The 23,029-nt window shown below is 69.0% G+C and carries 16 protein-coding genes; 3 read left to right on the top strand and 13 right to left on the bottom strand.

Translation table 11 applies throughout. The annotated features are described in order from the left end of the window. Positions 1-36 precede the first annotated feature (36 nt). From OG472_RS26630 to rfbB, 8 genes are all read right to left on the bottom strand, one after another. On the bottom strand, positions 37-2,640 hold the full coding sequence (locus tag OG472_RS26630) for a peptidoglycan recognition protein (RefSeq protein ID WP_405831599.1): 2,604 nt from the start codon (positions 2,638-2,640) through the stop codon (positions 37-39). A gap of 174 nt (positions 2,641-2,814) precedes the next feature. Next, positions 2,815-4,659, bottom strand: a complete 1,845-nt coding sequence (locus OG472_RS26625) for a hypothetical protein (protein ID WP_405831597.1) — start codon at positions 4,657-4,659, stop codon at positions 2,815-2,817. A gap of 31 nt (positions 4,660-4,690) precedes the next feature. Continuing rightward, a complete protein-coding gene (locus OG472_RS26620) occupies positions 4,691-5,590 on the bottom strand; it encodes a glycosyltransferase family 2 protein (RefSeq protein ID WP_401607397.1) in 900 nt (299 codons plus the stop codon). Between the two features lie 5 nt (positions 5,591-5,595). After that, on the bottom strand, positions 5,596-6,054 hold the full coding sequence (locus OG472_RS26615; protein WP_405831595.1) for a DUF2304 domain-containing protein: 459 nt from the start codon (positions 6,052-6,054) through the stop codon (positions 5,596-5,598). Beyond that, on the bottom strand, positions 6,051-6,740 hold the full coding sequence (locus OG472_RS26610; protein WP_319725460.1) for a glycosyltransferase family 2 protein: 690 nt from the start codon (positions 6,738-6,740) through the stop codon (positions 6,051-6,053). The genes OG472_RS26615 and OG472_RS26610 overlap by 4 nt, the downstream gene beginning before the upstream one ends. A 68-nt stretch (positions 6,741-6,808) precedes the next feature. Further along, on the bottom strand, positions 6,809-8,143 hold the full coding sequence (locus tag OG472_RS26605; protein WP_405942136.1) for a hypothetical protein: 1,335 nt from the start codon (positions 8,141-8,143) through the stop codon (positions 6,809-6,811). Beyond that, positions 8,140-9,009, bottom strand: coding sequence for a dTDP-4-dehydrorhamnose reductase (gene rfbD / locus OG472_RS26600; RefSeq protein ID WP_401607882.1), 870 nt, complete (start codon positions 9,007-9,009; stop codon positions 8,140-8,142). The genes OG472_RS26605 and rfbD overlap by 4 nt, the downstream gene beginning before the upstream one ends. A 47-nt stretch (positions 9,010-9,056) precedes the next feature. Further along, the gene (gene rfbB, locus OG472_RS26595; RefSeq protein ID WP_361753608.1) at positions 9,057-10,034 is read right to left on the bottom strand and encodes a dTDP-glucose 4,6-dehydratase; all 978 of its coding nucleotides are present in this window, start codon (positions 10,032-10,034) and stop codon (positions 9,057-9,059) included. A gap of 81 nt (positions 10,035-10,115) precedes the next feature. On the opposite strand from rfbB, the gene rfbA reads away from it, so the two are divergent. Both rfbA and rfbC read left to right on the top strand, forming a co-directional pair. Then, positions 10,116-10,991, top strand: a complete 876-nt coding sequence (gene rfbA / locus OG472_RS26590; RefSeq protein WP_319725466.1) for a glucose-1-phosphate thymidylyltransferase RfbA — start codon at positions 10,116-10,118, stop codon at positions 10,989-10,991. Further along, a complete protein-coding gene (rfbC, locus tag OG472_RS26585) occupies positions 10,988-11,587 on the top strand; it encodes a dTDP-4-dehydrorhamnose 3,5-epimerase (RefSeq protein WP_361753610.1) in 600 nt (199 codons plus the stop codon). The genes rfbA and rfbC overlap by 4 nt, the downstream gene beginning before the upstream one ends. 186 nt (positions 11,588-11,773) lie before the next feature. On the opposite strand, the gene tuf is transcribed toward rfbC, so the two are convergent. The 4 genes from tuf to rpsL form a co-directional block, all read right to left on the bottom strand. Continuing rightward, positions 11,774-12,967 (bottom strand): elongation factor Tu, encoded by a 1,194-nt coding sequence (tuf, locus tag OG472_RS26580; RefSeq protein WP_030008455.1) that lies wholly within the window; start codon positions 12,965-12,967, stop codon positions 11,774-11,776. 147 nt (positions 12,968-13,114) lie between these two features. Beyond that, on the bottom strand, positions 13,115-15,247 hold the full coding sequence (fusA, locus tag OG472_RS26575; RefSeq protein WP_401607403.1) for an elongation factor G: 2,133 nt from the start codon (positions 15,245-15,247) through the stop codon (positions 13,115-13,117). Positions 15,248-15,286: 39 nt separating this feature from the next. Continuing rightward, positions 15,287-15,757, bottom strand: a complete 471-nt coding sequence (gene rpsG / locus OG472_RS26570; protein WP_007265894.1) for a 30S ribosomal protein S7 — start codon at positions 15,755-15,757, stop codon at positions 15,287-15,289. Positions 15,758-15,759: 2 nt separating this feature from the next. Continuing rightward, positions 15,760-16,131, bottom strand: coding sequence for a 30S ribosomal protein S12 (gene rpsL, locus OG472_RS26565; protein ID WP_007265893.1), 372 nt, complete (start codon positions 16,129-16,131; stop codon positions 15,760-15,762). A gap of 367 nt (positions 16,132-16,498) precedes the next feature. Between rpsL and OG472_RS26560 the strand changes: the two genes are divergently transcribed. Continuing rightward, positions 16,499-18,967 carry a YfhO family protein gene (locus OG472_RS26560; RefSeq protein WP_405942135.1) on the top strand — a complete coding sequence of 823 codons (2,469 nt, stop codon included), beginning with the start codon at positions 16,499-16,501 and terminating at the stop codon, positions 18,965-18,967. 137 nt (positions 18,968-19,104) lie between these two features. Here the strand turns inward: OG472_RS26560 and OG472_RS26555 are convergent, their stop codons facing one another. Beyond that, on the bottom strand, positions 19,105-23,004 hold the full coding sequence (locus OG472_RS26555; RefSeq protein ID WP_319726621.1) for a DNA-directed RNA polymerase subunit beta': 3,900 nt from the start codon (positions 23,002-23,004) through the stop codon (positions 19,105-19,107). Between the last annotated feature and the right edge of the window lie 25 nt (positions 23,005-23,029).

The following is a 23,029-nucleotide window of genomic DNA, read 5'->3' as shown; positions in this document are numbered from 1 at the left end:
GGAGCCCCTCACCTGCGAAAAGACGTGTTCACTCCACTAGCTGAAGTACCCCGTGATGTCCGCGATGAGATCCACGGAACCGTTGTTGTTGTAGAAGCTGATCTTGCCGTCCACCACCGGGACGACCACCAGGTTCGGGATCGTGAGTCCGGCGGTGAAGTTCAGGTTCGAGGCACTCGAACGGGTCGTACCGCTCGGGTACACCGACACGTAGCTGTCCTCGCTCGGGTTCGTCGCCGTCACGTTCAGCACCACGGCCCTGACCCCCTCGGCCGGGATGCCGCCGACGCCCGCCACCGGCAGCGTCACCACGCCGCCCGCCGGGACCCGGCCCTGCCGGACGCCGAGGCCCGTGCGGGTGTCCATCAGGCGCTTGGGACCGAAGCTCGCGTGCTTGGCCCCCTCGGCGCCGTCCGAGAAGTAGCCGGTGATGTCCGCGATCAGGTCGACGTTGCCCTGGTTGTTGTAGAAGCTGACCTTGCCGTCCACCACCGGGACGACCACCAGGTTGGGGATGGTCTGGCCCGGGGTGAAGTTCAGGTTCGAGGCACTGGAGCGGGTCGTGCCGCTCGGGTACACCGACACGAAGCTCGGCTGCGTCGGGTTGGTCGCCGTCACGTTGAGCACCACGGCCTTGACGCCCTCGGCCGGGATGCCGCCGACGCCCGCCACCGGCAGGGTGACCACGCCGGCGGTACCCACCGGGCCGGCCGGAACGCCCAGGCCGGTACGGGTGTCCATCAGGCGCTTGGGGCCGAAGTTGGTCTGCGTGGCGCCCTCACCGCCCGAGGTGAAGTAGCCGGTGATGTCCGCGATCAGGTCGACGTTGCCCTGGTTGTTGTAGAAGCTGACGCTCCCGTTGATGACCGGGACGACCACCAGGTTGGGGATCGTCCGGCCCGGGGTGAAGTTCAGGTTCGAGGCACTGGAGCGGGTCGTGCCGCTCGGGTACACCGACACGAAGCTCGGCTCCGTCGGGTTCGTCGCCGTCACGTTCAGCACCACCGCGGTGGGCGTGCCACCGGTGGCGGCGGCCACCGGCAGGGTGACCACGCCGGCGGTGCCGACCGGGCCGGAGCGGACGCCCAGACCGGTACGGGTGTCCATCAGGCGCTTCGGCGCGAGCGGGACGAACTTGGCGCCCTTGACGTCCGCTTCGACGGTGACCGCGAGGCTCGTGGAGACCTTGCCGTTCGCGGCGGTCGCGCGGACCCGGACCTCGTGCTTGCCGTCGGTCACGAGCGCGGTCGCCCTGCGGGCCTGGCCGTCTGTGACCGCGGTGGCCTCACCGTCCACCAGGACCTCGAACTTGCTGAGCCCGGCACTGGCCGTGCTGGTGGTCCAGTCGACCGTCAGGGCCGCGCCGCCGGGGACGGTGGCGCCCGGCGCGACCGGCGTCCCGTTCACCGAGGCGATCTTCAGCTGGGCCGCGGGACCCGTCTGGCGGAGCGCTTCCAGCTGCGGGTAGAGCGAGTTGCCCGGGCACTGGGTGTTGAAGCCGTCCCGGTGGCCCGAGAGTGACTTGAACTCGTACTGCTGCCTCTCGGTGTAGCTCTTGCCGGAGAAGTTCTTCTGGGTGGCGCCGGCGGTCAGCGTCGCCGTGCCGTTGATGTCGCCGTCGTACTGGCCGAGCTTGTACGCGGCGACCTTCGAGACGGCGTCGAGCGCGGCGGGCGAGGCCCCCGCGTTCGTGTAGTCACCGAGGATCGAGACGCTCGTCGACTCGGAGTTCCAGCCGAAGGTGTGCGCGCCCTGGACGGGCTGGTCCACACCGCCCTGACGGCCTTCGAAGACCGTGCCGCACTTGTCGACGAGGAAGTTGTAGCCGAGGTCGCGCCACTTCTCGATCTCCACGTGGTACTTGTGGATGCTCCGCACGATGGCGGCGGACTCGGAGCACTCGTACGGCGCGGTGGCGGCGGTGTGGTGGACGAAGACCGCCTTGATCTTCGCTCCGGGGAGGTAGATCGGGCCCTCGTCGTTCAGGGACTCGTCCGCGCCCCACTGCACGCGCGAGACCACGTCCGGCCGCGGGGCGGTCGACTCGGGTCCCGGCGTCGTCGGCGCGGGGTCGACCGCGGGAAGGGCGAAGGCGGCGGGTCCGAGGCCCAGGTTGCCCTTCCTCTTGGCCTTCGCGCCGCCGGCGCCCGGGTCCACCAGGTTCAGTTCCATGCCGGCGGGCAGCACGCCGCCGCCGGCCACCCGTACCTCGGCCCCGTCGGAGGGACCGACCCAGACGGGCTCGGTGGCACCGCGCAGCCCCGGGCGCTTGCCGTCGAGGCCGGACTCGGCCTGCTCCAGCCGGACCCACTTCGACCACTTGCCGGTGTCGGCGTCGCGGGTGCGGGCCTCGATCCTCCCCGTCACCTCGGCCTCGGGGTCGGCCCAGGAGACGCCGAGCAGCCCGAAGGGCTCGGTGCCCTGCTGGGAGAGGACGGCCTCGCCCCTGCCCTTGGGCTTCAGGGCGAGCCTGTGCAGCTCCCCCTCGACCGGCCCCTTCTCGCGGGCGCGGGTGCTGTAGGGCGACACCTCGCCCCCGTCGGCGGCGTCCGTGCCGCTGGCGACGCCCTGGATTCCGAGAACCGTCAGGACACCGAGGGCGGCAGCCAGAGCCGTCCCGCGGACACGACCTAGTTTCACGTTGCCCCACCCCTGTTGTGATGGCCGGAAGTCATCTCCGACGGGCCGGATGCTACTGGCCTCCGGCGCCGGCCCGATCACGGGGGTCGGCCTCTGCCGGACACGGGTGCGGACACACGAGGACCCCCGGTCCGCAGCGGACTGCGGACCGGGGGTCCTCGACGGGGACGAAGGCTACTTCTTCGCCTTTTCCCTCTCCTTCTGCTCCTGCTCTTCCTTCTTCAGCTCCGATGCGGGCGCCTTGCGCCCGCAGACGGCCTGCCAGTTCAGCGGGCCGATGCCGCCGCACCAGATCTCGCCGTCGTCGGCGTTCTGCTTCCAGTCGGTCGTGACGATGTCCGCGCAGTTCTTCTTGTCCGGCGCGAAGCGCGGGCAAGTGCCGTCCGCCTTCTTGATGGTGTGGGCCCGCCAGGCGTCGATGCCCATCGTCATGTTGTCGGACTGCGGCATGTACCGGTTGACCGACCAGGACGCGCCCATCGTGGCGAACAGCGCGACCGCGCACGCCATGCCGGCCGCGAGCTGCGCCACGACCCGCCGGGGCACGACGCGGTCGGCCGGGGCCGCGCCGCTCGGCCGCAGGGTGCGCTCGGCCCAGCCCGAACTCCGGTTGACCACCGCCATCATGCCGAGGACGGCCAGGATCATCAGGCAGTACATGATGATCCAGGTGGTGCGGGGGAAGAGCTGCACGGCCTTGTCGTGCGCCATGTGCGAGGCGAACCAGAAGCGCGCCAGCCAGGCACCCGCCAGCGTGGCGGCTGCGGTGAGGACCATGATGTTGCGCAGCCCCAGGCCTACGCCCAGGCCCACGGCGAACAGCAGCAGCAGGGCGAAGCCGCTCTGGCCCGCCATCTCGCCGGCCGCCGGCCAGGTCTGGTACTCCAGCTTCCCGGAGCGGTCGGACACCCAGCCCAGCACGTACGCCGGGTCGACGTACACGGCCAGGAACGCGTAGCGGTCCGGGGTCTGGGAACCGAGCCGGGCCATCTGGTAGATCAGCGGGGCGCCCACGATGCCGGCCGTCAGCAGGGTGGCGCCGACGAACGCCGCGGTCCGCTTGACCACCGCCTTGCCGGCGCGCCACGGGAAGACGCACAGCGCCAGCAGGAACACGCCGGGTGCGGCCCAGACGTACCAGCCCGAGTACCAGAGGAAGACCACGCCGAAGACGAGGCCGAGGACCGCGCCGCGGAGCAGCGTCGCGCGCAGCGGCCGGTCACCGCAGCGGCGCATCTCGCGCAGGGTGTAGCCGAGCAGCGGCAGCAGGACGAGCATGCTGGCGTGGCTGTACGGACGGATCGGGTCCATGAAGAGGATGGCCGACGGCACGGCGATCAGCAGCGCCCAGAACGGCCGGAGCAGCAGCCGCCAGGCCAGGTACGTCATCGGGCCCGCGATGGCGGTGAAGAAGATCTGGAAGTCCTTGAGGGCGAACCCGGTCCCGCCGGCGCCGTCGTAGCGGAGCTTCGCCCAGACGGCCATCAGGCCGGGGAAGAGCGGCGGGTAGATGCCCGACGGGCCCTCGCCGTGCAGGAACGAGTTGGCCATGGCGATCAGGGCGCTCGGGTCGCCCTCCTGGCCGCCGAGGCCCCAGGGCGTACCGCGCAGCGCGACGACCACGCCGCCCGCCACCACACCGGTGGCGAGACCGGCCAGGGCGGCGCACACCAGGCGCTTCGCCAGCTGGTGGCGGTGCAGGCTGCCGCGGTAGGCGGTGTAGAGCAGGATCGCGAGCAGCGGCAGGCCGAGTACGGCCGCGTACATCTGGAGCTTGGCCAGACCGCTGACCTGACCGATGCGGACGAGCGGGTTCACGCTGATGTGCGTGCTCAGCAGCGTGAACCCGAGAGCTGCCACCAGGCTGACGACGACCTCGGCCAGGGCCAGGACCCACCGCCGGGACAGCCACGCCTCGCCCCGGGAGGGGGACAAGTGGCCCTTGCCTTGCGCCGGTTCGGCAGGCCGCTGCGCCGGAGCGCCGGCCTCACCGACCTCCTCGGTGGCCAGGTGTGTCATCTCAGTCCGTTTCGTGGTGGGCGGAGTCGGCTCAGTTCTGGCCGGAGGTGAAGGCGTGCTTCGCCAGCGTACGAGCGCCCTCCTTGTGTCCGCGGCGCAGGGCTCCGGGGAGCATCGTCAGCGCGTGCAGGCGGGAGGCGCTGTGGAAGCGCGCCGCGCGGGCCGCCTTCGGCCAGCCGCGGGCGTCCATGCGTGCGGCGACCGCGGAGAAGTACCGCTCGGCCTCGGTGAAGCGGGTGCCGGAGAAGGCCTGCACCGAGGACTCGCTGACCGCGTGACGGCGGTACTGGAACACGGTGGTGGAGTTGTCGATGACCATCTGCGCGCCGTCTTCGAGCAGGTCGACGACGAGCGCGAGGTCCTGGATCACCGAGTAGTCGTCGCGGAAGTTCACCTTGCGCAGGGCCTCGCCCTGCCAGGCGATCGACGGGAAGTAGAGCCAGTTGCCGCGCAGCACGCTGGCGGCCAGCTCCTCACCGGCCATCAGCCGGCGGCCCTTCACCTGCGGCGCGTACAGCCGCTTCTTGGTGTTGTCCGCGAGGCCCGCCGTCACCCGGCCGTCGCCGTCGATGACCTCGACGCCGGGCTGGACCATGCCGATGCCCGGGTGGGCCCCGACGATCCCGCGCACGGTCTCCAGGTAGTGCGGGTGCAGCAGGTCGTCGCAGCCCATGATGACGACGTAGTCGGCCTCGGACAGCCGCACGCACTTCTGGAAGTTCTTGGTGATGCCGAGGTTCTGCTCGTTGCGCGTGTAGTGGACCCGGTCGTCACCGAGCTGCGCGAACCAGCCGGGTACGTCGGGCTCCTTGCCGTCGTCGATCACGACGAGGCGGAAGTCCCGGTCGGTCTGCGCCAGGACGCTGCGGACGGCGTCCTGCATCAGCTGCACGTCCCCGTAGTAGGGGAGCATGAAGTCGAAGGTCACCATGGACTTCAGGCCTTCACGGAGTCGGAGTCGGCGCCGGCCTCGGCCTTGGCCTCGGCCTTGGCACCGGCGGCGGAGTCCGGTGCGGCGGCCTGCGCCACGACGGCGTCCGCGCCCAGGCGCTCGTCGTTGTGCCGGACGCCCTCGTTGATGGCCACCGTCCGGGCGAGGTCGGTGATCTTCTTCTCCAGCGAGCGGAAGCGCAGGAAGGTGTTGAGCGTGAGGAAGCCCATCGCGAGCACCATCACGTACAGCACCAGGTCGGTGCCACGGCCGACGCCCAGCTGCTGGGCGAGCCAGGTGACGTCGGTCGGGCGGAGCACCGCGTACACGTTGACGATGACGAACGCCGAGAACGCGATGCGCTTCCACGCCCGGTTCTTCGCCTGGCCCCAGGTCCGGATGAACATCAGGGCCATCGACACCGAGCCGACGATCAGCAGCAGCTGGATCCAGAAGTACTTCATCGACGCCCACGCTCCCGCAGCGAAATGTCAAAAAGGATGTTGACGCCGTTGATCAGGGACTGACCCTTGGCGCGTGAGTAGTCGGTGTAGAGGATGTCCACCGGTACCTCGGTGACGCGCAGCGTGGAGCCGGCGAGGAAGCCGACGAGCTCGGACGCGTGGGCCATGCCGTTCATGGTGATGTTCAGCTGCTCGGCGGCTTCCCGGCCCAGCACGCGCAGACCGTTGTGCGCGTCGGTGAGCTTGAGCTTGCGCGCGGTCGGGCTGACGGCGGCGGCCGTGCGCAGCACGACCTGCTTGATCCACGGCACCTGGCCGTTCTGCTCGATGAAGCGGGAGCCGAGCACGACGTCGGCCTCGTCGCGGCGGAGCACCGCGACCATCGTCTCGACGTCCTTGGTCTGGTGCTGGCCGTCGGCGTCGAAGGTGGCGAAGTAGCGGGCGCCGGGCTGGGCGAGCGCGTAGGTGAGACCGGTCTGCAGGGCCGCGCCCTGGCCGAGGTTGACCGGGTGGCGCACCAGGTGGGCGCCGGTCGTCGCTATGTGCTTGGCCGAGTCGTCGGTGCTGCCGTCGTCGACGACGACGATGTTGGGGAACGTCTTGCGGGCCCCCTCCACCACGTCGGCGATCACCTGGCCCTCGTTATAGGCCGGTATGACCAGCCAGACATCGTCGTATTGGGACACGGTAGCTCCAGCGGAATGTGGCACATACGAGTGCTCGGTGATCGGTGTGACGTCGTGGGGAGGCATGGTCATTTACCGGCCGTACCCACGCCCGGGGGGCCTGCGTCGGCCATCTGCCGGGGTGCTTCAGCGGCTGCGGCCGCGGCTCCGGGGAAGCTCAGCCTGAGGGCTGTCAGCATAGCGAGGACGGTGGCGGTGGAGCCGAGCGCGTAGGCGAGGATCACGCGCACGGCCACGTCGCCGGGGACCAGGGTGATGCCCACCAGCACCGCGGTACCGACGGCCCAGCAGAGCAACTGCAGGTTGTGCCGCTTGAATACCATGAGCGCCTGTCCGAGCACCATCGCGAACATGTACGCCACGGTGCCGGCGGACAGCAGGAAGAAGTCGAGCCGGTCCAGCACCGGGTCCTCGATGTGGAAGAGCACCTCGATGAGCCAGGGGCCGAGGGCCGTGGCGGGCACCCCGCCGAGCAGGCCGAGCGCTCCCACGACCGCGGCGATCCGGCGCAGCATCGCCCAGAAGGCCACCCGGTCGCCGGCCGTGAAGGCGGCGGTGAGGCCGCTGAGCAGCGAGGCCTGGAGCGAACCGAAGACGAAGAGCGGCACCCGCGCCAGGACCAGGGCGCTCAGCAGCGCCGCGATCAGCGCGCTGTCGGACGGGGCCAGCAGCTTGGTGCTCATCACGGCCGCGTTGACGACCAGCTGGGACAGCAGGGTCGCGCAGACCAGCAGGCCGAGGCCGTTGCACAGGTCCCGCCAGGCGATGGGCTCGCCGGGCCCGACCGCGCGCAGCAGCGCGGGCAGCGTGACCAGCGTCGCGACGACGGGTGCGACGGCGAGGATGAGGCTGAAGGCGAGCGCCGAGTGCAGTCCGGACAGTGCGCAGGCGAAGGCGAGCACGATGCGCAGGCCGCCGTCGACGGCGAGCTGGGCACCGTACGCGCCGAAGCGGCCGAGGCCGGCGAGCACCCCACGGGTGAGGTAGCAGGCGGCCATGCCGGTGAAGGCCCCGCCGAGCGCGGCCACCAGGCCGCGGTCCCCGTGGAAGAGCAGATCGGCGATGGGCTGTGCGCCGAGGCCGAGTACGAGCAGGGTCGCGCCGAGGATGCCCGCGGTGAGCAGGGTCGCGCGGCGCAGCACCGGGGCGGCGCCCTGGCCGAGTACCACCCGGGCGGAGACGATCCGGGTGAGCTCCTGCTCGATGGGGAAGAAGACGCCGATGCCGATGGACATCACGATCGTCCACAGCACCGACACGTTCGCCTGGGCGTCCGTGGTCAGGCTGTAGCCGGCCACGCCCAGGTGGACGTACGAGGCCGCGCCGAGCACGACGGTGCCGCCGGCCACCGCGACGGTGCCCGGCGGCAGCGCCGCGCTCAACTTGGTCAGCAGGGTTTTCATCCCGCCCGGCCGTCCCGGGCCGCTCCGGCCAGTGCCTTGAAGGCGGGGGTGGCGAGGGCCTCGGCCAGCTGGTCGCGCCAGTCGGCGAGCGGGGTCATTCCCGCCTCGTCCCAGCGGTCATGCGCGAGCACGCTGAAGGCGGGGCGGACGGCGGGGCGGACGAACGCCTCGGAGGTCGTCGGCCGGATCCGCTCGGGGTCGAGCCCGCTCAGCCGGTAGGTCTCGCGGGCGAGCCCCATCCAGGTGGTGCGGCCGCTCGCGGTGCCGTGGTAGATCCCGCCCATGGCCCAGCCCTTGAGCGCGGCCTGGCCGAGCTCGACGAGCCGGCGGGCCAGCGCGTAGGACCAGGTGGGCTGGCCGTGCTGGTCGTCGACGACGTCGAGGGTGTCCCGCTGGGCGGCCAGCTTCAGCATGGTGGCCACGAAGTTGGGGCCGTGCTCGCCGTACAGCCAGGCGGTGCGGACCACGTAGCCGTCCTGCGGCAGCAGTTCGGTCACGGCCTGCTCGCCGACCAGCTTGGAGCGGCCGTACGCGTTCACCGGCCCGGTGGGGGTGTCCTCGCCGTACGGCTCCGAGGCGTCGCCGGGCAGCACGTAGTCGGTGGAGACGTGGAGCAGGCGCACGTGGGCGGCGGCGCAGGCCTCGGCGAGGAGGCGCACACCGGTGCCGTTGACGGCGGTGGCGGCTTCCTCGGCGGTCTCGGCGCCGTCCACGTCGGTCCACGCGGCGCAGTTCACGACGACGTCGAAGCCCTCGACCGCGGCCCGGACGGCGGCCGGGTCGGTGATGTCGAGGTCGGCGCGGCGCAGGCCCACGGCCTCGATCCGGGCGCGCTTCAGGACGGCCAGGACGTCCTGGCCGAGCATCCCGGCGGCGCCGGTGACGAGCCAGCGCCCGGCTCGCGGGTCGGTGCTCACTTCTGCAGGGCCGCCTTCGCCTTCAGCGGCTCCCACCAGGCACGGTTCTCGCGGTACCACTCGATGGTGGCCTTGATGCCGTCCTCGAAGGTGACCTGCGGGGCGTAGCCCAGCTCGGCGCCGATCTTGCTGATGTCGATGGAGTAGCGGAGGTCGTGGCCCTTGCGGTCCTCGACCTGCTCGACCATCTCCCAGCCGAGGCCCGCGGCCTCCAGCAGGACGCCGGTGAGCTCCTTGTTGGTGAGCTCGGTGCCGCCGCCGATGTTGTAGACCTCGCCGGCGCGGCCCTTGCGCATGGCCAGGTCGATGCCGCGGCAGTGGTCGGAGACGTGCAGCCAGTCGCGGACGTTGCCGCCGTTGCCGTACAGCGGGACCTTCTTGCCGTCCATCAGGTTCGAGACGAACAGCGGGATGACCTTCTCCGGGAACTGGTAGTGCCCGTAGTTGTTGGAGCAGCGGGTGACCACCACGTCCATGCCGTGGGTGCGGTGGTACGCCAGCGCCAGCAGGTCGGACGACGCCTTGGAGGCGGAGTACGGGGAGTTGGGCACCAGCGGCCACTCCTCCGTCCAGGAGCCCTCGCTGATCGAGCCGTAGACCTCGTCGGTGGAGATGTGGACGAAGCGGCCGACGCCGTGCTTGCGGGCGGAGTCGAGCAGCACCTGGGTGCCGACGACGTTGGTCATCACGAACGGGCCCGCGCCGGCGATCGAGCGGTCCACGTGGGACTCGGCGGCGAAGTGCACGACGACGTCGTGGCCGGGCATGACCTGGTCGACGGCCTCGGCGTCGCAGATGTCGCCCTTGACGAAGGTGTAGCCGGGGTGGTCCGCGACCGGAGCGAGGTTGGCCTCGACGCCCGAGTACGTCAGCTTGTCGAAGACAGTGATCTGCGCCGTGGCATCTGCACCGAGCTGCTGGCGGACGAATTCTGAACCGATGAAGCCGGCGCCGCCGGTCACGAGGATGCGCATAATACGAAGAGTCTAGCGGCCTGCCGAACGTCACATTCCCTTGGCTCGGCTCCCCCGCGCCCTCTCGCATAGGGTTCACCCATGCGTGGAATCCTTTTGGCCGGTGGCACCGGATCGCGACTCTGGCCGTTGACCCGGGCAGTCTCGAAGCAGCTGCTGCCCGTCTTCGACAAGCCGATGATCTATTACCCCCTCTCCACCCTGGTGATGGCGGGGATCAGCGAAATTCTGATCATCACCACCCCGGAAGACCGCGACCAGTTCGAGCGACTGCTCGGTGACGGTTCGCAGTTCGGCCTGCGGCTGGAGTACGCCGTCCAGGAGCGCCCGGAGGGCATCGCCCAGGCCTTCGTCCTCGGCGCCGACTTCATCGGTGACGAGTCCGTCGCGCTGATCCTCGGCGACAACATCTTCCACGGCAGTGGCCTCGGCACCCGCCTCGCCCAGCACACCGGCGCCAAGGGCGGCCGCGTGTTCGCGTACCCGGTGGCCGACCCCACCGCGTACGGCGTGGTCGAGTTCGACGAGAACGGCCAGGCCATCTCCATCGAGGAGAAGCCGGAGAAGCCCAAGTCCCGCTACGCGGTGCCGGGTCTGTACTTCTACGACAACCAGGTCGTCGAGATAGCCCGCGGCCTGAAGCCCAGCGCCCGCGGCGAGCTGGAGATCACCGCCGTCAACGACGCGTATCTCCAGGCCGGCGAGCTGAACGTCACCATCCTCGACCGCGGTACCGCCTGGCTGGACACCGGCACCTTCGTATCGATGGTCCAGGCCTCCGAGTTCGTCCGCGTGATCGAGGAGCGCCAGGGCTTCAAGATCGGCTGCATCGAGGAGGCGGCCTGGCGGGCCGGCCTGATCGACTCGGCCCAGCTGCGCGCGCTCGCGGAGCCCCTCACCAAGAGCGGCTACGGAAACTACCTGCTGACGCTGCTCGACGAGGAGGACGCCCGATGAAGTTCCGCGAACTCTCCATCGCGGGTGCCTTCGAGGTCACCCCGCAGCTGCACGGCGACCCGCGCGGCCTGTTCACCGAGTGGTACCGCTTCGACCGGCTGGCCGAGGTCGTCGGCCACCCGCTGAACCTGGCGCAGGCGAACCTCTCGGTCTCCTCCGCGGGCGTGGTCCGCGGCATCCACTTCGCCGACGTGCCGCGCGGCCAGGCCAAGTACGTGACCTGCGTACGCGGCGCCGTGCTCGACGTCATCGTCGACCTCCGGGTCGGCTCCCCCACCTTCGGCAAGTGGGAAGGCGTCCGCCTGGACGACGTGGACCGCCGTGCGGTCTACATCCCCGAGGGCCTGGGCCACGGCTTCTGCGCGCTGAGCGACGACGCGACGCTTTCGTACCTCTGCTCGGAGACGTACAACCCGACCGGCGAGCACTCGGTCCACCCCCTCGACCCCGATCTGGGCATCGAGTGGCCGGCGGACGTCCCGCTGCTGTCCGCCCGCGACGAGGCCGCCCCGTCGCTGGCCGAGGCGATCGAGACCGGGCTGCTGCCCGACCACGCCGCCTGCCTCGAGTTCACCGAGTCCCTGCGCGTGAACTGACCCGCCGCACGTACGAGAGAGGGCCGCATCCCCGGACGGGGGTGCGGCCCTCTCTCGTACCCGGGTCCTCTCTCGCACCCGGGCCCGTAACGCCGAAGGGCCCCGCCCCACCGCCGAGGCGGTGGGCCGGGGCCCTTCAGTGCAACTTGGTGCCCGATTCAACGAGCTACCAGGTCAGAACACGAATTACTTCGTGATCTTGGTGACCTGGCCGGCGCCCACGGTACGACCACCCTCACGGATGGCGAACTTCAGGCCCTCCTCCATGGCGACCGGCTGGATCAGCGCGACCGTCATCTCGGTGTTGTCGCCCGGCATGACCATCTCCGTGCCGGCCGGCAGGGTGACGACACCCGTGACGTCCGTGGTACGGAAGTAGAACTGCGGACGGTAGTTGTTGAAGAACGGGGTGTGACGGCCACCCTCGTCCTTCGACAGGATGTAGGCCTGGGCCTCGAACTCGGTGTGCGGGGTGACCGAACCGGGCTTGATGATGACCTGGCCGCGCTCGACGTCCTCGCGCTTGATGCCACGGAGGAGCAGACCGACGTTCTCGCCCGCCTGGCCCTCGTCGAGGAGCTTGCGGAACATCTCGATACCGGTGACCGTGGTGGTGGTCTTGGTCTCCTTGATACCGATGATGTCGACGGTCTCGTTGACCTTCAGGACACCACGCTCGATACGGCCGGTGACGACGGTACCGCGACCGGTGATCGTGAAGACGTCCTCGACGGGCATGAGGAACGGCTTCTCGGTGTCACGCGGCGGGGTCGGGATGGCCTCGTCGACGGCGGACATGAGGCCGAGGAGCTTCTCGCCCCACTCCTTGTCGCCCTCGAGCGCCTTCAGCGCGGAGACGCGGACGACCGGCAGGTCGTCGCCCGGGAACTCGTACTCGGAGAGGAGCTCACGGACCTCGAGCTCGACGAGCTCCAGGATCTCCTCGTCGTCCACCATGTCGGCCTTGTTCAGGGCGACGACGATGTAGGGGACGCCGACCTGGCGGGCCAGGAGCACGTGCTCCTTGGTCTGCGGCATCGGGCCGTCGGTGGCGGCGACCACGAGGATCGCGCCGTCCATCTGCGCGGCACCGGTGATCATGTTCTTGATGTAGTCCGCGTGACCCGGGCAGTCGACGTGGGCGTAGTGACGCGCCTCGGTCTGGTACTCGACGTGCGCGATGGAGATGGTGATACCGCGCTGGCGCTCCTCAGGAGCCTTGTCGATCTGGTCGAAGGCCGAGGCCTCGTTCAGGTCCGGGTACGCGTCGTGCAGCACCTTGGTAATGGCGGCCGTGAGGGTCGTCTTACCGTGGTCAATGTGACCGATGGTGCCGATGTTGACGTGCGGCTTAGTCCGCTCGAACTTCGCCTTCGCCACGGGGTCCTCCTGGAGAGTGGTTCTGTACGCCTTACTCATCGGCGCCAGGTGATCTTTGCTGGAATGCCGGCCCCTCCGGGGCAACGGAGGTTACTCCTGTTGCCCCAGAGGCTCCGGTGACAAGCCTAAAGCGTGTACTCGGAAGAGTTACTCGCCCTTGGCCTTCGCGATGATCTCCTCAGCGACGTTCCGGGGAACCTCGGCGTAGGAGTCGAACTGCATCGAGTAGCTGGCGCGACCCGAGGTCTTGCTGCGGAGGTCTCCGACGTAGCCGAACATCTCCGAAAGGGGCACGAGGCCCTTCACGACGCGAGCACCGTGACGCTCCTCCATGGCCTGGATCTGGCCACGGCGGGAGTTGATGTCACCGATGACGTCACCCATGTAGTCCTCGGGCGTGGTGACCTCTACGGCCATCATCGGCTCGAGGAGCACGGGAGAAGCCTTGCGCGCGGCCTCCTTGAAGGCCTGCGAACCGGCGATCTTGAAGGCGAGCTCCGAGGAGTCGACCTCGTGGTAGCCGCCGTCGAGAAGCGTGACGCGAACGCCCGTCATCTCGTAGCCGGCCAGGATGCCGAACTGCATGGCCTCCTGCGCACCGGCGTCGACCGAAGGGATGTACTCCTTCGGGACGCGTCCACCGGTGACCTTGTTCACGAACTCGTACGCCGGACCGTCGGTCTCGGTGATGGGCTCGATCGCGATCTGCACCTTGGCGAACTGACCGGTACCACCGGTCTGCTTCTTGTGCGTGTAGTCGTGACGCTCGACGGCCTTGCGGATCGTCTCGCGGTACGCGACCTGCGGCTTGCCGACGTTGGCCTCGACCTTGAACTCGCGCTTCATACGGTCGACCAGCACCTCGAGGTGCAGCTCGCCCATACCGCCGAGGATGGTCTGGCCCGTCTCCTCGTCCGAGTGAACGTGGAAGGAGGGGTCCTCCTCCGCGAGACGCTGGATGGCGACACCCAGCTTCTCCTGGTCACCCTTGGACTTGGGCTCGATGGCGACCTGAATGACCGGCGCCGGGAAGTCCATGGACTCCAGGATGACCGGGTTCTTGTCGTCACACAGCGTCTCACCGGTGGTGGTCTGCTTCAGGCCCATGACGGCGACGATGTCACCGGCGCCCACCGCGTCGATCTCTTCACGCTTGTTGGCGTGCATGCGGTAGATCTTGCCGATGCGCTCCTTCTTGCCCTTGACGGAGTTCAGCACCGCAGTGCCGGCCTCCAGGCGGCCCGAGTAAACCCGGACGAAGGTGAGCTTGCCGAGGTGCGGGTCGCTCATGATCTTGAACGCCAGCGCCGCGAGCGGCTCGTCATCGGAAGGCTTGCGCTTCACGACAACCTCGGCGTCGCGGACGTCGTGGCCCTCGATGGCCTCGATGTCCAGCGGCGACGGCAGGTAGCGGACGACGGCGTCGAGCAGGGGCTGAACGCCCTTGTTCTTGAACGCCGTGCCACAGAACACCGCGGTGATCGTGGGCTCGCCCTTGCCCTTGCCGGAGCCGAGGATGATGCGACGGACGGCGGCGTGCAGCTGCTCCGCGGACGGCTCGTCGCCGTTCAGGAAGAGCTCCATGATCTCGTCGTCGTTCTCGGCGACGGTCTCGACCAGCTTGCCGCGCCACTCTTCAGCAGCCTCGGTGTGCGTGGCCGGGATGTCGACGACGTCGTACATCTCGCCCTTGGTCGCCTCGGCGGACCAGACGAACGCCTTCATCGTGACGAGGTCGACGACACCAGTGAAGTCGGCCTCGGCACCGATGGGGAGCTGCATGACGATCGGGATCGCGCCAAGGCGGTCCTTGATCATGTCGACACAGCGGTGGAACTCGGCACCGGTACGGTCGAGCTTGTTGACGAAGCAGATGCGCGGCACGCCGTAGCGGTCCGCCTGACGCCAAACGGTCTCGGACTGCGGCTCCACACCGGCGACACCGTCGAACACGGTGACGGCACCGTCGAGGACGCGGAGCGAACGCTCCACCTCGACCGTGAAGTCCACGTGACCCGGGGTGTCGATGATGTTGATGGTGTGGTCGACGTCCTCGAGCGGCCAGTGGCAGGTCGTCGCGGCGGACGTGATCGTGATGCCGCGCTCCTGCTCCTGCTCCATCCAGTCCATCGTGGCAGCGCCGTCGTGGACTTCACCGATCTTGTAAGACACACCGGTGTAGAACAGGATGCGCTCGGTGGTGGTCGTCTTGCCCGCGTCGATGTGAGCCATGATGCCGATGTTGCGCACCTTGGCCAGGTCAAGCGAAGTGGTAGCCATATCGGCTCAGTCTTCTCTCGGTCTCGATGTGGGTTGGGACTACCAGCGGTAGTGCGCGAAGGCCTTGTTGGACTCGGCCATCTTGTGCGTGTCCTCGCGCTTCTTGACGGCAGCGCCAAGACCGTTGGAGGCGTCGAGCAGCTCGTTCATGAGGCGCTCGGTCATGGTCTTCTCACGACGGGCGCGGGAGTAACCCACGAGCCAGCGGAGGGCCAGGGTCGACTGGCGACCCGGCTTGACCTCGACGGGGACCTGGTAGGTCGCGCCACCGACACGGCGGGACTTGACCTCGAGGGACGGCTTGACGTTCTCCAGCGCGCGCTTCAGCGTGATGACCGGGTCGTTGCCGGTCTTCTCGCGGAGGCCTTCCATGGCGCCGTAAACGATGCGCTCGGCGGTGGAGCGCTTGCCGTTCAGGAGGATCTTGTTGATGAGCGACGTCACCAGAGGAGATGCGTAGACCGGGTCGATGATGACCGGGCGCTTCGGGGCGGGGCCCTTACGAGGCATTCTTACTTCTCCTTCTTGGCGCCGTAGCGGCTGCGGGCCTGCTTGCGGTTCTTGACAGCCTGGGTGTCAAGCGCACCGCGGATGATCTTGTAACGAACACCCGGCAGGTCCTTCACACGGCCACCACGCACGAGCACGATCGAGTGCTCCTGCAGGTTGTGTCCCTCACCCGGAATGTAAGCGGTGACCTCGATGCCAGAGGTCAGACGCACACGCGCGACCTTACGCAGCGCCGAGTTCGGCTTCTTCGGGGTGGTCGTGAACACACGCGTGCAGACGCCGCGACGCTGGGGCGAAGCCTCGAGCGCGGGGGTCTTTGTCTTCTCGACCTTGTCCTGCCGGCCCTTACGGACCAGCTGCTGGATCGTAGGCACTACTTCTCCGGTTTCTGTGTGCCGTGTAGTGAAACTAACCTGGAACTCCCCCGACCCACGCGGTCGGGTGTGTCGAACGCTGCACGCTCTCACCGAGGTGAGGCAGGCGCAGATTGCGGTGTGTTCTTCTCGACTCTCCGCGGGGTCTTATGCACACGCGGGAGCCAGGGCACACCCCAGGCACAAGGTCAGAGCGTACCTACCTCACAGAGGTAGGTCAAAACAAATGCCCAGCACGAAAACCCGCCGCGCGCAAGCGGGGAGCGGCCCGATCGGCCTTGTACCCCGCCCCGGCGCCCTAAACTGACACCTTGCCCGGCGCGGGACGCCCGCGAGTCGATCAGCAGGGAGCAGGACATTGGGGACCGTGGCACCCGAGCCGACCACCGTCGACGCCCGTCCCCCGGCCCCGGGCCTGCCGGCCCAGCGCAGCCCGGGCATCCGCCGGACCAGGCGTTTCCGCGGCCCCCTGCTGGCTTTCCTGATCACCGCGGGCGCCTTCTGCGCGGCCTGGGTGGCCCGCGGCACCTTCCCGCTCGGCAACACCGGCCGCGCCCTCAACGACCAGGCCAACCAGTACGTGCCCTTCCACCGGGCGCTGTGGGACCTGGTCCACGGGCAGGCCGCCGGCGACCTGTTCTTCTCCTGGCGCGGCGGTTTCGGACAGCAGTTCCTGTCCGACTACTACACGTACCTCGGCAACCCCTTCTCCTGGCTGGCCGTCCTCGTCCCGCGCGCCCACGTCGACCTGGCCGTCTTCGCGATCACCCCGGTCACGATGGGCACCGCCGCCGCCGTGATGACGGTGTACCTCGGCAAGCTGCACCCCGGCCCCTGGTGGCAGCGGGGCGTACTCGGAGCCACGTACGGCCTGTGCGGCTGGGCGCTCAGCGACGCCTCCTACATCCCCATGTGGCTGTGGGGCCTGGTCGCGCTCCCGATGCTCGGCATCGCCGTCGAGTGGTGCCTGGAGGAGCGGCGCTGGCCGGGCGTGGCCCTGCTGGTCGCCCTCGCCTGGTTCGGGAACTTCTACACCGCGATGATGGCCACGATGGCCGCCTGCATCCTGCTGGCCATCCGCCTGATCACCCGCGACATGACCGGACGCCAGAGGCTGCGCGCCGTGTGGCGGGCCGCGACGGCCGCCGGGACCGGGATCCTGCTCACCCTCCCGCTGCTCCTGCCGTCCTTCCTGTCCAGCGGCGCCGCGCAGCCCACCAAGGCCGCCGCCTTCGACCCCGTACGCATCGAGGTCTTCCTCGCCGGCATGCTCCCGGCCACCCACCTGTGGGGCGGCCGCCCGCGCCTGTACGTGGCCTCGCTGGGCCTGGTCCTGGCAGGAAGCTTCCTCCTCAACACGAAGATCGCGAAGCGCACCCGCCTGGTGTGGGCGGCCGCGATCCTGCTCGTGGCCGCCTCCTTCCAGTTCCCGCCCACGCAGTTCGTGTGGCACGGGCTGGCGGTGCCGAACGGCAACCCGTACCGCGAGACCTTCGTCTTCAGCGGCATGGTGGTGATCGTCGCCTGGCTGGCGCTGGCGAACCGGCCGCGCCCCCTCCACCTGGCCCTGACCGCCGCCCTGCTGGTCGCGGCCACCTTCGTCCTGCGCCACACCGACGACTTCGGCGGCTGGACCTGGCACGCCGTCCTCGGCGGCGGGGCGGTCTCGCTGCTCGCCCTCGTCCTGCTCTCCCTCGGCGAGAAGCGCCGCGCCCTCGTCCCCCTGGCCGCGGCCCTGATGATCGGCGTGGTCCTCGCCGAGTCCACCGTCGCCGCGGCGAGCGCCGACGCGCGCCGGGCCCGCGAACGCTGGGCCAAGCCGATCGCCACGTCGAACCGGTCGATCACCGGCCACTTCGACGCGGTCCGCGGCGTGAGCGGCTGGCCGGCCTACCGCACCGACTCCGGCGCGCCCCAGACCGCGTACAACGACGCCCTCGCCCTGCGGGCGGAGGGCCCGCAGTACTACAGCAGCTACCTCCCGGAGGCCACGTACCAGGCCCTCGAACCCCTCGGCTACGGCTTCAAGAACGACGGCCGCACCTTCTTCGGCGCCGACAACCCGGTGCTCGACGCGATCTTCTCGATCGGCGCACGGGTCCGCCCGGGGTCCGCCCCGGGCACCTGGACCGCCTCGAAGTTCCCCGCGCCCCCGCTGGTCACCGTCCGCACCGGCCCGTACGCCTCCCCCAACCCGGCCGGCAGCGTCTACGCACGCCAGGAGAACGTCCTGGGCGCGACCGTCTACGAGGTCCCCCAGGTCACCCGTGCCGGCAGCGCCACCGAGCAGACGTACACCGCCCGGTGCACCCCCGGCTCCGAGGCCTACTGGTACTCCCCCGCCCTCTACGGAACCCTCGAGACGGGCGGCGCCCAGCAGCGGCTGGAGGACGAGATGACCGGGGTCGTCCCGCTCGGCCCGGTCCCCGCCTCCGGCAGGCTCGACGTGACGGTGAGGACGCAGACCGAGGGCGCCACCGCCGGCGAGCACCCGCTGGGCTGTCTCGACCGCGCGGACCTCGACACCGCGGTCCGCCACCTCACCACCACCGGCGCCACCGAGGTCACCACGGGCGGCCACTCCATCGAGGCCGCCCTCCCCCAGGGCGCCGCCGGCACGGCCGTCCTGGCCGTGACCGACATCCCGGGCTGGAAGTGCTCGGCCCCCGCGAAGAGCTTCCACGGCCTGCTCGCCGTGGACCTCCCCCCGGGCACCCGCAAGCTCTCCTGCACCTTCACCCCCAAGGGCCTCACCCCGGGCCTGGCGGGCGGCGCACTCGGCCTGATGGTCCTCGCCGGCGTCACGGTGACGGGCCTGCGCCGCCGCCGCGCCTGAGGCCCCCTCCCGCGCCCTGCGCCGTGTGGCCCTGTGACCCCGCGCCCGCGCCCCGCGCCCCGCAGGAACGGGGCCAGGAACGAGGAAACCCCCCGCCGCTCCTCTCGGAGCGACGGGGGGTTTCTTCTTACGAGCTCTCAGCCGTTGTACGGGCCGTAGTCGTAGTCCTCGAGCGGGACAGCCTGGCCGGAGCCGGTGCCGAAGGGCGAGTAGTCGATGTCGTCGTAACCGACGGCCGAGTACATCGCTGCCTTGGCTTCCTCGGTGGGCTCCACCCGGATGTTGCGGTAGCGGGCGAGGCCCGTACCGGCCGGGATGAGCTTACCGATGATGACGTTCTCCTTGAGGCCGATGAGGCTGTCGGACTTGGCGTTGATCGCCGCATCCGTCAGGACTCGGGTCGTCTCCTGGAAGGAGGCGGCCGACAGCCAGGATTCCGTCGCCAGCGAGGCCTTGGTGATACCCATCAGCTGCGGACGGCCGGAGGCGGGGTGACCGCCCTCGGTGACCACACGACGGTTCTCGGTCTCGAACTTCGACCGCTCGACCAGCTCGCCCGGCAGGAGCTCCGCGTCGCCGGACTCGATGATCGTCACGCGGCGCAGCATCTGCCGGATGATGATCTCGATGTGCTTGTCGTGGATCGACACGCCCTGCGAGTTGTAGACCTTCTGGACTTCGCCGACCAGGTGGACCTGGACGGCACGCTGGCCGAGGATGCGCAGCACGTCGTGCGGGTTGGTGGCACCCATGGTGAGCTTCTGGCCCACCTCGACGTGGTCGCCCTCGTGCACGATGACCTTGGCGCGCTTCGAGATCGGGAACGCCGTCTCGTCGCTGCCGTCGTCGGGCGTGATGACGATCTTCTTCGTCTTCTCGGTCTCCTCGATCCGCACGCGGCCGGCGGCCTCGGAGATCGGGGCGACACCCTTCGGGGTACGGGCCTCGAAGAGCTCGACGACACGCGGCAGACCCTGCGTGATGTCGTCACCGGCCACACCACCGGTGTGGAAGGTACGCATCGTCAGCTGGGTACCGGGCTCACCGATGGACTGGGCGGCGATGATGCCGACCGCCTCACCGATGTCGACCAGCTTGCCGGTGGCGAGCGAGCGTCCGTAGCAGAAGGCACAGGTGCCGACCGCGGACTCACAGGTCAGGACCGAGCGGGTCTTGACCTCCTCGACGCCGTTGGCGACCAGGGCGTCGATGAGCACGTCACCGAGGTCGACGTTGGCCGGCGCGATGACCTTGCCGTCGATGACGACGTCCTCGGCCAGCATGCGGGCGTAGATCGAGGTCTCGACGTCGTCGGCCTTGCGCAGCACGCCGTCCTCGCCGCGAACGGCGATCTTCAGCTTCAGACCGCGCTCGGTGCCACAGTCCTCCTCGCGGATGATCACGTCCTGCGAGACGTCCACCAGACGACGGGTGAGGTAACCCGAGTCGGCGGTACGCAGGGCGGTGTCCGCCAGACCCTTACGGGCACCGTGCGTGGAGATGAAGTACTCCAGAACGGTGAGGCCCTCACGGAAGGACGCCTTGATCGGACGCGGGATGGTCTCGTTCTTCGCGTTCGACACCAGACCACGCATACCGGCGATCTGTCGCATCTGCATCATGTTTCCTCGGGCACCCGAGTCAACCATCATGAAGATGGGGTTCGTCTTGGGGAAGTTCGCGTTCATCGCCTCGGCAACCTCGTTGGTCGCCTTGGTCCAGATCGCGATGAGCTCCTGCGTGCGCTCGTCCTTGGTGATCAGACCGCGCTCGTACTGCTTCTGGACCTTCTCGTCCATCGCCTCGTAGCCCGCGACGATGGCCTTCTTGGCCTCGGGCACGACGACGTCGGAGATGGCCACGGTGACGCCCGAACGGGTCGCCCAGTGGAAGCCGGCCGCCTTCAGGTTGTCGAGCGTCGCCGCCACGATGACCTTGGGGTAGCGCTCCGCCAGGTCGTTGACGATCTCGGAGAGCTGCTTCTTGCCCACCGAGTAGTCGACGAACGGGTAGTCCTCGGGCAGCAGCTCGTTGAAGAGCGCGCGGCCCAGGGTGGTGCGCAGACGGAAGCTGTCGCCCGGCTGGAACTCCTGCTCGCCTTCCTCGGCGACCGGCGCCACCCAGCCGCGCGGCGGGATGGTGCCCACCGGGAAGCGGATGTCGACGGACGACTGGAGCGCGAGCTCGCCGTTGTCGAACGCCATGGTCGCCTCGGCCGTGGAGCCGAACGCGCGGCCCTCGCCCTTGGTGTCACGGAGCTCACCGTCGGTGGTCAGGAAGAACAGACCGAGGACCATGTCCTGGGTCGGCATCGTGACCGGACGGCCGTCGGCCGGCTTGAGGATGTTGTTCGAGGACAGCATCAGGATGCGGGCCTCGGCCTGCGCCTCCGCGGAGAGCGGGAGGTGCACGGCCATCTGGTCACCGTCGAAGTCCGCGTTGAACGCGGTGCAGACGAGCGGGTGGATCTGGATGGCCTTGCCTTCGACCAGCTGGGGCTCGAAGGCCTGGATGCCGAGGCGGTGCAGCGTGGGCGCACGGTTCAGCAGAACCGGGTGCTCGGCGATGACCTCTTCGAGCACGTCGTAGACGACCGTGCGGCCGCGCTCGACCATGCGCTTCGCCGACTTGATGTTCTGCGCGTGGTTCAGGTCGACCAGGCGCTTCATCACGAACGGCTTGAAGAGCTCCAGCGCCATGGCCTTGGGCAGACCACACTGGTGCAGCTTCAGCTGGGGACCGACGACGATCACGGAACGCGCGGAGTAGTCCACGCGCTTGCCGAGAAGGTTCTGACGGAATCGACCCTGCTTGCCCTTCAGCATGTCGCTGAGGGACTTCAGGGGACGGTTGCCGGGACCGGTCACCGGACGACCACGACGACCGTTGTCGAAGAGGGCGTCCACGGCCTCCTGAAGCATGCGCTTCTCGTTGTTCACGATGATCTCGGGGGCACCGAGGTCGAGGAGACGCTTCAGACGGTTGTTGCGGTTGATCACGCGGCGGTACAGGTCGTTCAGGTCGGAGGTCGCGAAGCGGCCACCGTCCAGCTGCACCATCGGACGCAGGTCCGGCGGGATCACCGGCACGCAGTCCAGAACCATGCCCTTGGGCTTGTTGCTGGTCTGCAGGAACGCGGAGACGACCTTGAGGCGCTTGAGCGCACGGGTCTTCTTCTGGCCCTTGCCGGTACGGATGATCTCGCGGAGGCGCTCGGCCTCCTCCTCGAGGTCGAAGGACTCGAGACGCTTCTGCAGCGCGGCGGCGCCCATGCAGCCGTCGAAGTACGTGCCGAAGCGGTCACGCAGCTCGCGGTAGAGCAGCTCGTCGCCCTCGAGGTCCTGGACCTTGAGGTTCTTGAAGCGGGCCCACACCTCGTCGAGGCGGTCGATCTCGCGCTGGGCGCGGTCACGGAGCTGCTTCATCTCGCGCTCGGCACCTTCGCGCACCTTGCGGCGTACGTCGGCCTTCGCGCCCTCGGCCTCGAGCTCGCCCAGGTCGGTCTCGAGCTTCTTGGCACGGCCTTCGAGGTCCGCGTCACGGCGGTTCTCGATCTGCTGGCGCTCGACGGAGACGTGCGCCTCCAGCGACGGGAGGTCGCGGGTGCGACGCTCGTCGTCGACGAACGTGATCATGTACGCGGCGAAGTAGATGACCTTCTCGAGGTCCTTCGGCGCGAGGTCCAGCAGGTATCCGAGGCGCGACGGGACGCCCTTGAAGTACCAGATGTGGGTGACGGGAGCGGCAAGCTCGATGTGGCCCATCCGCTCACGGCGCACCTTGGCGCGCGTGACCTCGACGCCACAACGCTCACAGATGATGCCCTTGAAGCGGACACGCTTGTACTTGCCGCAGTAGCACTCCCAGTCCCGGGTAGGACCGAAGATCTTCTCGCAGAAGAGTCCGTCCTTCTCGGGCTTGAGGGTGCGGTAGTTGATGGTCTCCGGCTTCTTGACCTCGCCGTGCGACCAGGTTCGGATGTCGTCCGCGGTGGCAAGGCCGATCCGCAGCTCGTCGAAGAAGTTGACGTCGAGCACTGTGCGTCAATCCCTCTTTCGGGGT

This window comes from Streptomyces sp. NBC_00207, assembly GCF_045160965.1.
Lineage (GTDB): Bacteria > Actinomycetota > Actinomycetes > Streptomycetales > Streptomycetaceae > Streptomyces.
Note: the sequence above shows the minus strand (reverse complement) of the source record. Positions and strands in the feature narration are given on the sequence as shown.

Coding starts and splice junctions, on each gene's coding strand:
- OG472_RS26625 (WP_405831597.1), bottom strand. CDS start 4,659: ATGACACACCTGGCCACCGAGGAGGTCGGTGAGGCCGGCGCTCCGGCG.
- rfbB (WP_361753608.1), bottom strand. CDS start 10,034: ATGCGCATCCTCGTGACCGGCGGCGCCGGCTTCATCGGTTCAGAATTC.
- rfbD (WP_401607882.1), bottom strand. CDS start 9,009: ATGCTCGGCCAGGACGTCCTGGCCGTCCTGAAGCGCGCCCGGATCGAG.
- rpsG (WP_007265894.1), bottom strand. CDS start 15,757: ATGCCTCGTAAGGGCCCCGCCCCGAAGCGCCCGGTCATCATCGACCCG.
- OG472_RS26615 (WP_405831595.1), bottom strand. CDS start 6,054: ATGAAGTACTTCTGGATCCAGCTGCTGCTGATCGTCGGCTCGGTGTCG.
- rfbA (WP_319725466.1), top strand. CDS start 10,116: ATGCGTGGAATCCTTTTGGCCGGTGGCACCGGATCGCGACTCTGGCCG.
- OG472_RS26605 (WP_405942136.1), bottom strand. CDS start 8,143: ATGAAAACCCTGCTGACCAAGTTGAGCGCGGCGCTGCCGCCGGGCACC.
- rfbC (WP_361753610.1), top strand. CDS start 10,988: ATGAAGTTCCGCGAACTCTCCATCGCGGGTGCCTTCGAGGTCACCCCG.
- fusA (WP_401607403.1), bottom strand. CDS start 15,247: ATGGCTACCACTTCGCTTGACCTGGCCAAGGTGCGCAACATCGGCATC.
- OG472_RS26620 (WP_401607397.1), bottom strand. CDS start 5,590: ATGGTGACCTTCGACTTCATGCTCCCCTACTACGGGGACGTGCAGCTG.